Origin of the sequence: Allobosea spartocytisi (assembly GCF_014764685.1) — a bacterium.
GTDB lineage: Bacteria > Pseudomonadota > Alphaproteobacteria > Rhizobiales > Beijerinckiaceae > Allobosea > Allobosea spartocytisi.
This window is the reverse complement of record NZ_JACXWY010000006.1, coordinates 226,265-239,247: the sequence shown is the minus strand read 5'-3', so window position 1 is coordinate 239,247 and position 12,983 is coordinate 226,265. Positions and strand designations below refer to the sequence as shown.

The 12,983-nt window shown below is 66.9% G+C and carries 13 protein-coding genes; 9 read left to right on the top strand and 4 right to left on the bottom strand.

Annotated elements, in window-relative coordinates; translation table 11 throughout:
• Nucleotides 1-228 precede the first annotated feature (228 nt).
• The 5 genes from IED13_RS12590 to IED13_RS12570 all read left to right on the top strand — a co-directional run bounded on the left by IED13_RS12590 (nt 229) and on the right by IED13_RS12570 (nt 4,233).
• Entirely contained in the window at nt 229-1,209 is a 981-nt protein-coding gene (locus IED13_RS12590; RefSeq protein ID WP_112762314.1) for an ABC transporter substrate-binding protein, read from the top strand.
• Between the two features lie 32 nt (nt 1,210-1,241).
• A complete protein-coding gene (locus IED13_RS12585; RefSeq protein ID WP_248312561.1) occupies nt 1,242-2,051 on the top strand; it encodes an ABC transporter ATP-binding protein in 810 nt (269 codons plus the stop codon).
• Nucleotides 2,052-2,054: 3 nt separating this feature from the next.
• Entirely contained in the window at nt 2,055-2,801 is a 747-nt protein-coding gene (locus tag IED13_RS12580) for an ABC transporter permease (protein ID WP_191124359.1), read from the top strand.
• 5 nt (nt 2,802-2,806) lie between these two features.
• Nucleotides 2,807-3,538, top strand: a complete 732-nt coding sequence (locus IED13_RS12575) for an ABC transporter permease (protein WP_112762387.1) — start codon at nt 2,807-2,809, stop codon at nt 3,536-3,538.
• A gap of 221 nt (nt 3,539-3,759) precedes the next feature.
• A complete protein-coding gene (locus IED13_RS12570; protein ID WP_142021032.1) occupies nt 3,760-4,233 on the top strand; it encodes a MarR family winged helix-turn-helix transcriptional regulator in 474 nt (157 codons plus the stop codon).
• A 22-nt stretch (nt 4,234-4,255) separates the two neighbouring features.
• Here IED13_RS12570 and IED13_RS12565 read toward each other — a convergent pair whose 3' ends face one another.
• The 4 genes from IED13_RS12565 to IED13_RS12550 all read right to left on the bottom strand — a co-directional run bounded on the left by IED13_RS12565 (nt 4,256) and on the right by IED13_RS12550 (nt 9,037).
• Nucleotides 4,256-4,966: an ABC transporter ATP-binding protein gene (locus IED13_RS12565; protein WP_038365693.1), complete on the bottom strand. Its 711-nt coding sequence runs from the start codon at nt 4,964-4,966 to the stop codon at nt 4,256-4,258.
• A complete protein-coding gene (locus IED13_RS12560; protein ID WP_191124358.1) occupies nt 4,966-5,763 on the bottom strand; it encodes an ABC transporter ATP-binding protein in 798 nt (265 codons plus the stop codon). The genes IED13_RS12565 and IED13_RS12560 overlap by 1 nt, the downstream gene beginning before the upstream one ends.
• The gene (locus IED13_RS12555; RefSeq protein ID WP_191124357.1) at nt 5,760-7,658 is read right to left on the bottom strand and encodes an ABC transporter permease; all 1,899 of its coding nucleotides are present in this window, start codon (nt 7,656-7,658) and stop codon (nt 5,760-5,762) included. Before IED13_RS12555 ends, IED13_RS12560 begins: the two co-directional genes overlap by 4 nt.
• A gap of 161 nt (nt 7,659-7,819) precedes the next feature.
• Nucleotides 7,820-9,037 (bottom strand): ABC transporter substrate-binding protein, encoded by a 1,218-nt coding sequence (locus IED13_RS12550; protein ID WP_210323595.1) that lies wholly within the window; start codon nt 9,035-9,037, stop codon nt 7,820-7,822.
• Between the two features lie 353 nt (nt 9,038-9,390).
• Here IED13_RS12550 and IED13_RS12545 point away from each other — a divergent pair, with 353 nt between their 5' ends.
• The 4 genes from IED13_RS12545 to IED13_RS12530 are packed head-to-tail and all read left to right on the top strand — an operon-like array spanning nt 9,391 to nt 12,922.
• Entirely contained in the window at nt 9,391-10,875 is a 1,485-nt protein-coding gene (locus tag IED13_RS12545) for a 6-hydroxynicotinate reductase (protein WP_191124356.1), read from the top strand.
• Between the two features lie 4 nt (nt 10,876-10,879).
• Complete coding sequence (locus tag IED13_RS12540) at nt 10,880-11,764, top strand: UPF0280 family protein (protein WP_191124355.1); 885 nt, start codon at nt 10,880-10,882, stop codon at nt 11,762-11,764.
• Nucleotides 11,757-12,341: an amino acid synthesis family protein gene (locus IED13_RS12535; RefSeq protein WP_038365684.1), complete on the top strand. Its 585-nt coding sequence runs from the start codon at nt 11,757-11,759 to the stop codon at nt 12,339-12,341. Before IED13_RS12540 ends, IED13_RS12535 begins: the two co-directional genes overlap by 8 nt.
• Entirely contained in the window at nt 12,338-12,922 is a 585-nt protein-coding gene (locus IED13_RS12530; RefSeq protein ID WP_112762322.1) for an amino acid synthesis family protein, read from the top strand. The genes IED13_RS12535 and IED13_RS12530 overlap by 4 nt, the downstream gene beginning before the upstream one ends.
• The last annotated feature ends 61 nt before the right edge of the window (nt 12,923-12,983 follow it).

Below are 12,983 nucleotides of genomic sequence, written 5' to 3'. Positions count from 1 at the left end.
ATGTCGAGCCGGCTGCCGAAACCGGAAGGCTTTCCGTCTCATGTCGATTTTTTCCTCGCCAGCGCGGCCGCCCAAGGTGGCCCGGCAAGGTGAGCCCAAGCTGGGCCCAAGTCGGCCTCGAATCCTTCGATTGACAAGGCGCCCGATCGGCGTTTTTATTGGCATACAAATGAATTTCAGACCCGCGGAAACGTCAAAAGGCGGCCGCGGATGAGCCGGGAGAGAGCCATGAAATTCGTATCCGACCGGAAGGTGCGGAGTGCCCTGGTCGCCCTGGCGACACTCTTTATTCAGTCCAGTGCGAATTCAGAAGAGATCTCGGTGACGCAATGGGGCGCGAGCCTCTACGGCGCCCCCTATGCGGTCTCCATGGAGAAGGGCCTGTTCAAGCAGGCCGGCATCGACATCACCGGCATTCTCGGCTCCGGCGGTGGCGGCACCACGGTCCGCAACATCCTCGCCAGCGACACACCCTATGGCGAAGTCGCGGTCTCAGCGGCGCTCGCCGCCAAGGCACAAGGCCTCGACGTCGTCATCGTCAACACGGGCACGCGCAGCGTGGCCGAGGCCTCGATGGTGACGATGCCCGATTCCGGCATCAGGAGCCTCGAGGATCTGATCGGCAAGAAGGTCGCGATCACTTCGCCGAAATCCGTTTCGGAAATGCTCTTCCTGATGGTCCTTCGCGAGAAGGGCATCGATCCGGGCAAGGTTCAGCGGGTCGCCGCCGGCGGCTATGTCCCGGCCCTGACGATGATGGAACAGGGCGGCGTTGCCGCTTCCGTGCTCATCGAGCCGCTGTCGATCATCCGCAAGGACAAGTATCGCACGGTCTACAAGGCCGGCGAGGTGCTCAAGCCGATGACGACGTCGGTGGGGATCACCACACGCAAATTCGCGCAGGAGCAGCCGGCGAAGCTGAGGGCCATCATCGCGGGCCGCAGGGCCGGCGTGCAGGCCGTCTACCAGGACCCTGCGGGCACTGCGAAGATCATCGAAAAGATCTACAAGCTCGACCCGCCGATCGCCAGGGAGGCCGTCGACAACATGATCGGCCCGCATATGTGGAGCGAGGGCGAGTTCAGTGTCGAGGAGCTCAACCGCATGGTCGAGGGCCTGAAGCTGATCGGCGAGGTCAAGAGCGATATCGACTGGTCCACGATCCTGGACAAATCCTACCTGCCGCCCGATCTGCAGGCGAAGTCATGATCGGCGCGGCGGTGAAGGCACGGAGCGACTCTTTGGCGATATCCGAGGTTCCCGCCGCCGTTCACGCCCGGCTCCGCGGCGTCACCCGGGTCTTCGACCTTCCCAAGGGCAAGCTGCATGCGCTCGGCCCCGTGGACCTCGACTTGGGCAGGGGCGAGTTCTTCTCCGTCGTCGGTCCTTCCGGCTGCGGCAAATCCACCTTGCTCGACATTCTCGCGGGGTTGAGCCGGCCGCAGGCGGGCGTCGCCGAATTCGAGGGCGCGCCCATCCGGGACGTGCCGGACGGCGTCGGCGTGGTCTTCCAGGAAGATGCCTCCTTCCCCTGGCTCAGCGTTCGCGACAACGTCGCCTTCGGCCTGCGTCGTGCCGGCATCGACCCGGCGGAAATCGCCCGGCGCGTCGATTACGCCGTCGGCTTCATGGGGTTGCGCGACTTCGCCGCCTCATATCCGGCACAGCTGTCCGGCGGCATGCGCCAGCGCGTCTGCATCGCACGGACACTCGTGATGCAGCCCCGGCTGATCCTGCTCGACGAGCCCTTCGGCGCCCTCGACCAGCAGACGCGGCTGCTGATGGGCGACGAATTGCTGCGGCTCTGGCGCGAGACCGGCGCGACGGTGCTGCTCATCACCCACGCGCTGGACGAGGCGGCGATGCTGTCCGACCGGGTCGGCGTGATGTCGACGCGGCCGGGAACCTTCATCGATTTCGTCGAGACCGGCTGGGAGCGGGACCGCGACAGCCGCGTCGTCTCGACCCCGCATTTCGGCGACATCACCGCCCGCCTCTGGGACAAGCTGCGGGTCGAGGCACTGAAGATCATGTCGTCGGGACAGGCCTGAGCCATGTCGGAGAAGCGCCTGCGGTTCCTGGTCGTCGCTCTGCTGATCGGCGCCGTCGAGCTGATGTGCCGGCTGGGCATCATTCCGCTCGCGGTCATGATCCCGCCGTCGCAGATGGTGGTGGAGCTCGGCCGGATTCTCGCCTCGGGCGAATACGCCTCCGACATTGCGGTGAGCCTGACGAATGTCGTCGTCGCGGCGGTGCTCTCGGTGATCCTCGGCTTCGTGGCGGGGCTGGCGATCCACGCCTGGCCTGGCCTGCGCGACGCGCTCGAGCCCCTACTGGCGAGCTATTACGCCATCCCGACCTTCGTGTTCTATCCGGTGTTCATCACCCTTTTCGGCGTCGGCTCGGCCTCCATCATCGCCATCGCCGTGCTGCTGGCGATCGTTTCGATGATCACGGCCACCTTGAACGGCATCGACAGGATCCCGCGTGTCCTGCGCAAGACCGCCCGGATCTATCGCATGCCGCGCTGGAAGACGGCGCTGCTCATCGAATTGCCGGCCGCGGCCCCTTACCTCTTCACCGGCGTCAAGCTGTCGGTCGCCTATGCCTTCATCGGCGTGATCGCCTCGGAATTCATCCTGTCGGGCTCGGGGCTCGGCTATGCGATCGCCTATGCCTACAACAACTTCGAGAACCGGCACATGTACGCGCTGATGCTGCTGATCCTCGTGACCGTCACGATCGTCAACACGGCGCTCAACCATGTCGACAAGCGCCTTCAGGCGCGCAGGCAGCGGTGATCGCCATGCCGAGGATCACCGGTACCGCCCTCGTCCTGCTCTTCTGCCTGCTGCTCTGGCAGACGCTCCATCTCCTCGTCGGCGCCTCCTCGCTGGCCTCTCCTTTCCAGACCGTCGTGAAGCTGGGCTCGCTGCTGGCGACCGCCGAATTCTGGCAGAACGTCGCGGAGACCATGCGCGCCTTCGCCGCCGCCTTCCTGATCTCGCTGGTCGGCGGCATCGCGCTCGGCATCCTGCTCGGGGTGCGCCGGCTTGCCGGCAACGTCGCTGAGCCCATCCTCGTCAACCTCTATTCCATCCCCAAGGTGGTGCTCTACCCGCTGGTGCTGCTCTGCTTCGGCCTCGGCATCTCGGCCAAGATCGCCTTCGGCGTGATGCACGGGCTGATCCCGATCACCCTGTTCTCGATGAACGCGATCCGGCAGATGAAGCCGGTCTATCGGCGCACCGCGCAGGTGCTGCGGCTGTCCTCGGCGCAATCGGCCTTCACGGTCATCCTGCCCGCGATCCTTCCCGAGGTGATCTCCGGCGTGCGGCTGGGGTTCTCGCTCACGCTGCTGGGCGTGCTGATCGGCGAGATGTTCGCCTCCCAGCGCGGTCTCGGCTTCATGTTGATCAGCGCCATCAACATCGGCCAGATCGACACGATCATGGCGGTGGCGCTGCTGCTGACCATCGTCGCGGTGACGTGCAACAGCCTGCTCCTCCTGCTCAACCGGAGAATGGGCTATCGCTAACGCATGTGTCGGTCAGGCTGGTTCAACCTGACCGGATCCGGAACCGGACGCCTTCCGCGGACACTCCCGTCTCGATGCCGCGTGCGGCGCCAATGGATCGAGACAGGCCAAGGTCGAATGTCCAACAAGGCGGAATCGGGCTATCGATTCACGGTCGAGGTCGTGGCGCGGAGGCCACCGCCGGAAATGTGATACGCAAGAGTTTTTGGGAGGCAGCCCCGATGTCGACGCGGAAGCGTTCAGCCGTGGCGGAAAACGCGTCGCTTCAGTCGAAAGAAAACGCGAAATATGTCCTCGACGAGCAGGTCGGCTTTCTCATGCGGAAGGCGCAGCAGCGCCATATCGCAATCTTCCAGCAGACGATCGGGCCCGGAGGCCCGACCCCGACCCAGTTCGCCGCGTTGAGCAGGCTCGCCGCGAGCAAGGAGATCTCCCAGAACCAGCTCGGTCGCCTGACCGCGATGGACCCCGCCACGATCAAGGGTGTGATCACCCGGCTGGCCGAGCGCGGCCTGGTCGAGCGCCTGCCCGATCCCAACGACCAGCGGCGCGTCCTGATCCGGCTGAGCGACCAGGGACGCGCACTCATGCCGGAGCTTTTCGCCCGGGCGGCGGCGATCACGGCCGCGACCTTGCAGCCCCTGACCGAGAAGGAAGCGCAGCAGCTCTCGCTGCTGCTGGCGAAGCTCTGCTGACGCTGTAAATCCGGACGGCCGCTCAGACCGACAGGTACTGCGCCCGGATCGCCTCATCCGCTTTGAGCTCGGCCATCGTGCCGGTGAAACGGATGATGCCCTTCTCGATGATCGCGGCGCGATCCGCGACATTGCCGGCGAAATGCAGGTTCTGCTCGGAGAGCAGGATGCTCAGCCCCTCCCCCTTCAGCGCCAGGATGGTCTTCGCCATCTCCTCGACGATGACCGGGGCCAGCCCTTCCGAGGGTTCGTCCAGCAGCACGAGCCGCGGATTGCCCATCAGCGTGCGGGCAATGGTCAGCATCTGCTGCTCGCCGCCCGACATCGCCCCGCCCGGCCGGTCGCGCATGCGCCCGAGATTGGGGAAGAGCGCGAAGAGCCGTTCGGGCGTCCAGTGCGGCACGCCCTCGCGCGGCGGGCGCTGGCCGACGGAGAGGTTCTCCATCACCGAAAGCTCGGAGAAGATGCGCCGCTCCTCCGGCACGTAGCCGATGCCGATGCGCGCGATCTCGAAGGGCTCGCGACCCTCGATGCGCTGGCCGTCGAAGCGGATCTCGCCGCGCGCCGGGGGCACCAGCCCCATCACCGCCTTCATCGTCGTCGACTTGCCGGCGCCGTTGCGCCCCATCAGGGCCAGCACCTCGCCCCGGCCCATGCCGAAGCCGACGCCTTGCAGGATATGGGCGCGGCCGTAATAGGCGTCGAGCCCGGAGATTTCGAGAAGGGCGCTCATCAATGGCCTCCCGAGGTGGCGCCGGAGCCGAGATAGACCGCCCGCACCTGCGGGTCCTGGCGCACCGCCTCGGCGGCGCCGTCGGCGATCAGCCGGCCGCGATCGAGCACGATCACCCGGTCGGAATGGGCGAAGACGACGTCCATGTCGTGCTCGGTGAACAGCACCGCGATGTGCTCCTGCGCCGCGATCCGCGCCGTCAGCGCCATCAGCTCGACGCGCTCGCGCGGGGCCATCCCGGCGGTCGGCTCGTCCATCAGCAGGAGCTTCGGCCGGTTGGCGAGCGCGACGGCCAGCTCGACGCGCTTCAGGTCGCCATAAGCGAGCACGCCGCAGGCCCGCTCCGCCTGCTCGCGCATGCCGACCTGTGCGAGCAGGGCGTCCGCCGCGGCGACATAGCGCGTCCGGGCGGGCCGGAACGGATTCCAGACGCCATCCTCCTGCGAGATCAGCGCCATCTGCACGTTCTCGCGCACGGTCATCGAGGTGAAGGTCGCGGTGATCTGGAAGGTGCGGCCGACACCCAGGCGCCAGACCCGGCGGGGCTTGAGCCCCGTGATCGCCTGCCCGGCGAGGATGACCTCGCCGCGATCCGGCTTGAGCTGGCCGCCCAGCATGTTGAAGCAGGTGGTCTTGCCGGCGCCGTTCGGGCCGATCAGCGCGACCATGCGGCCGGCCTCGACCGAGAAGGAGACGCCTTGCACCGCATGGACGCCGCCGAAGGACTTGGCGAGATCGCGCGCGACCAGCACGGCCTCGTCGGCGACTGCCGCCCGGGGAGAAACGACGGCGCTCATGGCGCGCCCTCCGTCGCGAGCCGGGTTACGACGGCACCGTCCTTGTCGCTTCGATCGCGCCGCTCGCGCAGGGCGAGGAAGCCGCCGACGAGTCCGCGCGGGAAGAGCACGACGAGGAGCACGATCGAAAGCCCCAGCGTGAAGCGCCAGTACATCGTCATCTTCATCAGCTGTTCGCTGAGCCCTGCATAGGCGAAGGCGCCGACGATCGGCCCCGACACGGTCTGCACGCCGCCGAGCAGCACCATCAGCAGCGCATCGACCGAACGCGGGATCGCCATATAGGTCGGGAAGACAGAGCCCTTGAAGAAGGCGAAGAGCGCTCCCGCGATGCCGGCCGCGAAGGCGGCGATGGTGAAGGCGACCCATTGCACGCGCATGGTGTCGATGCCGATCGCTTCGGTCCTGAGCGGGTTGTCGCGCGCGGCGCGGAGCGCATAGCCCAGCGGCGAGAACACCATGACCCTGAGCAGGACCACGCAGGCCGCGCAGATAGCGAGCGCGAGATAGTAGAACGCCGTCTTCGACACCGCCCAATGCGACGGCCAGACGCCGAGGATGCCGTTGTCGCCGCCGGTGAGCTCGACCCATTGGAAGGCCGTCGCCCAGGCGATCTGCGCAAAGGCGAGCGTCAGCATGGCGAGATAGACGCCGGACAGCCTGACACAGAACCAGCCGAACACCACGCCCGCGATGCCGGCCAGGAAGGGCGCGAAGATCAGCGCCGGCTCCATCGGCGCGCCCAGCCATTTCACGGCGAGCGCAGCGCCATAGGCGCCGAGGCCGAAATAGGCGGCGTGGCCGAAAGAGGCCATGCCGCCCGGCCCCATCATGAAATGCAGCGAGGCGGCAAACAGCGCAAAGATCACGAGCTCCGTCAGCGTCAGCAGCAGGTAGTCCGGCGTCACCAGCGGCGCGGCGGCGAGCAGGATGAGCGCAACGAGGCCGGCGAGCTTGGCCGGCCTATCGGCCGGCCGCAGCAGCGGCTCGGCCGTCGCCGTCCCGCGTGCGGCGCCGACGGGGCGCCTGCCCATCAGCCCATAGGGCTTGACCACCAGCACCACGGCCATGACCAGGAAGACGAGGACGAGCGTGATCTTCGGGAAGATCAGGATGCCGAAGGCGTGCAGGATGCCGATCAGCACCGCCGCGAGATAAGCCCCGGTCACGCTGCCGAGCCCGCCGACGACCACGACCACGAAGGCCTCCGAGATCATCGACAGGTCCATATGCAAGGTTGCCGCCTCGCGCGGGAGCTGCAGCGCCCCGCCCAGCCCGGCGAGGCCGGCTCCGAAGGCGAAGACAGAGGTGAAGAGCAGGCGCTGGTTGACGCCGAGCGCCGCGACCATCTCGCGATCCTGCGTCGCCGCTCGCACCAATGTGCCCCAGCGCGTCTTCTGGAACAGGAACCAGAGCAGCGCGAGCACCAGCGGGCCGATTGCGATCAGCAGGAGTTCATAAGTGGGGAAGCGGTTGTCGAACAGGATGACGAAGCTCTTGAAGCCGGGCGCGCGGGGCCCGAGCTTGTCTTCTGCGCCCCATGTCGCCAGCGCGATGTCCTGGATCATCAGCACCACGCCGAAGGTGGCGAGAAGCTGGAACAGCTCCGGCGCCTGATAGATCCGCCTGAGGATCGCGACCTCGATCACCACGCCGATGACGGCGACGAGCAGCGCCGCTAGCCCGACACCACCCCAGAAACCGAGCCCGCTCGTCGGCCCAAGCCAGGTGACCAGCGTCCAGCCGATATAGGCGCCCAGCATGTAGAGCGAGCCATGGGCGAAATTCACGATCCGGGTGACGCCGAAGATGATCGACAGCCCGGAGGCGACGAGGAACAGCGAGGAGGCCGAAGCCAGCCCGTTCAATGTCTGCGTGAGAATGAGGTCGAACATTCTGCCGATGTCCAGGTCAAAGCTCTGCCGTCATCCCGGACGACCGCAGGTCGATCCGGGATCCATTGTAGAGCACGGCCCCCTCCGATGGATCCCGGATCAGCGCCGCTTCGCGGCTTGTCCGGGATGACGGAGGTTCATATGCCGGAAACGCGATGAACTCAGCCTGCCGGCCGCATCGTCTTCACGACGTCGTCCGATGGCAGGTACTTGGCACCGTCGGCATAGCGCCAGTCGACCATCACGCCCTTGCCGTCCTTGAGGGCGGTCTTGCCGACGAAGGCGCCGAGCGTCGATTGATGGTCGATGGCGCGATATTCGGCCGAACCGAAAGCGGAGGGGAATTTCAGCCCTTCCATCGCGTCGATCAGCTTCTCGTTGTCGGTGGTGCCGGCCTTGGCCAGGGCCGCCGCGATCGAGTTCATCGTGTCGAAGCCGACCACCGAGCCCAGGCGCGGATAGTCGTTGTACTTGGCCTTGTAGGCGTCGCGGAATTTGACGTGCTCCGGCGTCGCCAGATCGGCATGGGGATAGCCGGTGACGATCCAGCCCGTCGGCGTCTCCGCCCCGAGCGGGTCGAGATATTCAGGCTCGCCGGTCAGCATCGAGACGACGTCGCGCCCCTCGAACAGGCCGCGCGTATTGCCCTGGCGCACGAGATTGGTCAGGTCGACGGCGAAGGTGACGTTGAAGATCGCCTCGGGCTTGGAGGCCTCGAGCGCCTGCACGGTCGCGCCGGCATCGATGCGGCCAAGCGCCGGATATTGCTCGGCCACGAACTCGACATCGGGCCTGGCCTTCTTCAGCAGTTCCTTGAACCACTTGATGCTCGACTGGCCGTATTCGTAGTTCGGCGCGACCAGCGCCCATTTCCGCGCCTTGAGCTTGGCCGCTTCCTCGACCAGCATCGCCGCCTGCATATAGGTCGAGGGTCGCAAGCGGAAGGTGTAGCGGTTGCCCTTCGCCCAGACCAGCGCATCCGACAGCGGCTCGGAAGCCGCGTAGAGCCGCTTGTTCTGCAGCGCGAAATCGGTGAGCGCGAGACCGACATTCGAGAGGAAGCCGCCCGAGAGCAGGTCGACCTTCTCGGCGTTGATCAGGTCGCCGGCATGGCGCACGGCATCCTCTGGCTTGCCGGCATCGTCGCGGAAGATCGTCTCGATCTTGCGGCCAAGCACGCCGCCGCCGGCGTTGACCTGTTCCAGCGCCAGCTCCCAGCCCTGGCGATAGGGCTTCAGGAAGGCGGGCTGGGCGGTATAGCTGTTGATCTCGCCGATCTTGATCGGGCCGCTCCCCTGCGCCCGAACCAGCGAGGGAGCGGCGAGCGCGGCCGCGCCTCCCGAGGCGGCAACCAGAAAACGCCTGCGGTCCATGTCCATGCCAATCTCCCCCGTTCGCGATCCGGCTGCCGGGACTCGGCGTTGTCGCCGAGGGTCAGCCGTTCGTCATTAGCCGTTGCGCCGTTCCGTTCCAAGTTTTATGGTTTTAATGTTTGTATACCTACGAAGTTGATGAGTTCGAAGCAGCGTGTCAACTCGGTTTCGCGGCTTGTGAAGGCAGGGCGTGATTAAAATCGCCGCATTATTGCCGCGCCCGGTATTCCGCGCACTTTGCGCGGCGAAAGCCCCGCTCTTCCCGCGCAGCGATCGTGTTGACGGGCGCGGGCTTGCAGGGCTAAATTGTTTGCATACAAATAATGTAGCGGCGCGTTTCCGGCGCCAGGAGTGCGAGCATGAGCTCCGACGCGACGACATTGGCCGTTGACGACAAGATTCGCTGCGATGCCTGCCCGGTGATGTGCTTCATCAAACCCGGCGCGGTCGGCGCCTGCGACCGCTACGGCAATGTCGACGGCACGTTGGTGCGGGTCGATCCGCATGTCGTGCTCGACCGCAGGATCGGCCAGGGCGGCGACGTCGTGTCTTTCGCGGGCGAGCGCGAATGGAGCGGCGACATCCTCAACCCGCAGGGCACCTTCGTCACCGCCATCGGCGCTGGCACGACCTATCCCGACTACAAGCCGGCGCCCTTCATCGTCTCTTCCGAGGTCGACGGCGTCGATATGGTCACGGTCGTGACCGAGGGAATCTTCAGCTATTGCGGCGTGAAGATCAAAATCGACACCGACCGCTTCCTGGGCCCGGAAACCGCGACGGTGCGGGTCGAGGGCGAGGCCGTCGGCCATGTCACGACGGGGGAGTACGGCTCGCAGATGCTCTCGCTCGGCGGCGTGCATCATCTCACCGGTGGCTCCAAGAAGGAGGGCCGCGTCACCTGCGACGCGCTGCTGTCGCTCTGCAACGGCAAGCCGGTGGAGATGGCGATCGACGGCGGCGAGACGGTCGTCGTCCAGGCCGGCAAGGCCCCGATCGTCAACGGCGTGGCCGAGAGCCGGATGCGCGTCGGCTGCGGCTCGGCCACCATCGGCATCTTCGCCAAGCAATGGCATGGCAAGGTCGACGAGGTCGTCGTCGTCGACGACCACATCACGGGCGTGCTCTCCGAGCATCAGGCCGGCAAGTTGCTGGGCATGGAGCCGACCGGGATCAAGCTCAAGGGGCGGCGCTCGACGCCCGGCCGCTATTTCCAGGTCGCCGAACCGGGCACCGGCTGGGGCGGCACCAATATCAGCGACCCGCTCGCCATCCTCGGCCCCTTCGATCCGAAGACCGCCCGGCCGGGCCTGCGCCTGCTGATGGTTTCGACCACGGGCGAGCACGCCGCCTATTACGAGCTGGACGACAATCTGCGGCCGATCGAGATGGACATCCCGGTGCCGCTGCGCGAGCCGGTCGAGCGCATCGCGGAGAATTGCGAGCCCGCCTTGTCGACCGTGCTGTTCATCGGCGGCGCCGGCGGCTCGCTGCGGGCGGGCGTGACCGAGAACCCGGTCCGGCTGACGCGCTCGGTCAAGGATTCGCTGACCTATGTCACCTGCGGCGGCGCGCCGGTCTATATCTGGCCAGGCGGCGGCATTACTTTCATGGTGGATGTCACGCGCCTGCCCGAGAATGCCTTCGGCTATGTGCCGACACCGGCGCTGGTCGCACCGCTGGAGTTCACGATGAAGCTTTCGGACTATCGCGAGCTCGGCGGCCATATGGACCATGTCCAGCCGCTGAGCGAGCTCAAGCGCGGCGGGCGCCTCCAGCTGCCGCAGCACCAGGACAATCCCTGGCCGTTCGCACCGCATTCCACGCGGCACTCGCACGGGTAGCGCGATGTTCGAGCGGCCCTCAGCGCGCTTCCTGCCGGACGGCAAGCGCCTGCTGCTCCAGCAGGGGCCGATCGATCTGGTTGTTCAGGCGGAGGGCAGCACCGACGCCGTGCGAATGGCCCATGAGGCCGCCCTGCATCGTTTCGATGGGCTTCTGGCGGAACTCTGCGGCGAGCTCACTCTGCTGCGCACGCCCGTGACGGAGGCAAGCCCCACGCCGGAGGGCGTGGTCGCGCAGCGCATGCACGCGGCTGTGGCTCCGTTCGCCGGAGCCGGCTTCATCACGCCGATGGCCGCCGTGGCCGGGTCCGTCGCCGAGGAGATTCTCGGCGCCATGCTCGCGGCCGCGCCGCTGAATCGCGCCTTCGTCAACAATGGCGGCGACATCGCGCTGCATCTGGCGCAAGGCGAGCATTTCCGCATCGGTCTCGTCGACCGGCCCGACCGGCCGAACCTGTTCGGAACCACGACGATCTCGGCCGCCGACGGCATCGGCGGCGTCGCGACCAGCGGTTATCCCGGCCGCAGCTTCTCGCGCGGCATCGCCGAAGCGGTGACGGTGCTGGCGCCCACTGCCGCCATAGCTGATGCGGCGGCGACCGTCATCGCCAATGCCGTCGATCTTCCGGGCCATCCGGCCATCGTCCGGGTCCCGGCCGACACGATCCAGTCGGACAGCGACCTCGGCGACATTCCCGTGACGCGCCATGTTGGCCGGCTCACCGAAGCGGAGATCGCGGAAGCGCTCGCCGCCGGGCTGGATCAGGCCGTCGAATTGCAGGCGCGCCGGCTCATCGGCTCCTGCGCCATCCATCTCCAGGGCAGGACCCGCACGCTCGCTTTGCCCGCCTTGGCCGATATCACCCGGAGGAAACTGGCTCATGCCTGAGATCGCCATTCGCAAGCTCGCCATCGTCGTCGAGACGATCTTCCATGAGGGCGGCCCTGCCCCGGCCACGCCGCTGCGACGCGGCGCGGCGCTCGCCGTCATCGCCAACCCCTTCGCCGGGCGTTACGTCGCGGATATCCAGGGCTTCATGGATGATCTGAAGCCGTTCGGCCTCTCGCTGGCGAAGCAGCTTCTCGAAGCGCTCGGCGGCGATCCGAAGGCGATCGAGGGTTACGGCAAGGGCGCCATCGTCGGCGCGGCCGGCGAGCTGGAGCACGGCGCGCTCTGGCACGTGCCGGGCGGCTATGCGATGCGCGAGATCCTCGGCGACGCCAAGGCGATCGTCGCCTCGACCAAGAAGGTTGGCGGGCCCGGCACGCGCCTCGACATCCCCGTCACCCATATCAATGCTTCCTATGTCCGCAGCCATTTCGACGCCTTCGAGGTCGGGCTGACCGACGCGCCGAAGGCGGATGAAATGCTGCTCGCGCTGGTGATGACGACGGGCGCGCGCATCCATGCCCGCGTCGGCGGCCTGAAGGCTTCCGAGATCAAGGGGGAGGACGGCCTGCGATGAGCGCCAGAATCCGCAAGCTCGTCACCATCCTCGACGAGACCCGCTCCGAGATGGGCCGCCCGGTGGAACCGGCCGTGCGCCGGGCCGCCGCCGTCGCGGTGATCGCCAACCCCTTCGCCGGACGCTATGAGGCGGACCTCGCGCCGCTGATCGAGATCGGCGAGGAATTGGGCGATTTGCTCGGCCGCCATGCGCTGGCGGCGCTCGGCATTCCGGGCGAGCAGGTCGAAGGCTATGGCAAGGCCGCCGCCGTCGGCGAGGACGGCGAGCTCGAGCATGCCGCCGCGATCCTGCATCCCAAGCTCGGCGCGCCGCTGCGCAAGCTCCTCGGCAAGGCCCCTGCCCTGATCCCGTCCAGCAAGAAGCGCGGCTCGCTCGGCGTGGTGCTGGACGTGCCGCTCGGCCACAAGGCGGCGGCCTATGTCCGCAGCCATTTCGACGGCATGGAGGTGCGCATTCCCGACGCGCCGCGCGCCAACGAGATCATGGTCGCGATCGTGCTGACCAGCGCCGGGCGCCCGCTGCCACGCGTCGGCGGCCTGAAGACCGACGAGATCAAGGGCGAGGACGGGCTGCGCTGAGCGCAGGACGCCTATCCCCCTCTCCCCTTGGGGGGAGAGGGTTGGGGTGTGGGGTTGCGGT

Coding starts and splice junctions, on each gene's coding strand:
- IED13_RS12565 (WP_038365693.1), bottom strand. CDS start 4,966: ATGAGCGCCCTTCTCGAAATCTCCGGGCTCGACGCCTATTACGGCCGC.
- IED13_RS12535 (WP_038365684.1), top strand. CDS start 11,757: ATGCCTGAGATCGCCATTCGCAAGCTCGCCATCGTCGTCGAGACGATC.
- IED13_RS12560 (WP_191124358.1), bottom strand. CDS start 5,763: ATGAGCGCCGTCGTTTCTCCCCGGGCGGCAGTCGCCGACGAGGCCGTG.
- IED13_RS12590 (WP_112762314.1), top strand. CDS start 229: ATGAAATTCGTATCCGACCGGAAGGTGCGGAGTGCCCTGGTCGCCCTG.
- IED13_RS12545 (WP_191124356.1), top strand. CDS start 9,391: ATGAGCTCCGACGCGACGACATTGGCCGTTGACGACAAGATTCGCTGC.
- IED13_RS12550 (WP_210323595.1), bottom strand. CDS start 9,037: ATGGACATGGACCGCAGGCGTTTTCTGGTTGCCGCCTCGGGAGGCGCG.
- IED13_RS12570 (WP_142021032.1), top strand. CDS start 3,760: ATGTCGACGCGGAAGCGTTCAGCCGTGGCGGAAAACGCGTCGCTTCAG.
- IED13_RS12580 (WP_191124359.1), top strand. CDS start 2,055: ATGTCGGAGAAGCGCCTGCGGTTCCTGGTCGTCGCTCTGCTGATCGGC.
- IED13_RS12530 (WP_112762322.1), top strand. CDS start 12,338: ATGAGCGCCAGAATCCGCAAGCTCGTCACCATCCTCGACGAGACCCGC.
- IED13_RS12575 (WP_112762387.1), top strand. CDS start 2,807: ATGCCGAGGATCACCGGTACCGCCCTCGTCCTGCTCTTCTGCCTGCTG.
- IED13_RS12555 (WP_191124357.1), bottom strand. CDS start 7,658: ATGTTCGACCTCATTCTCACGCAGACATTGAACGGGCTGGCTTCGGCC.
- IED13_RS12540 (WP_191124355.1), top strand. CDS start 10,880: ATGTTCGAGCGGCCCTCAGCGCGCTTCCTGCCGGACGGCAAGCGCCTG.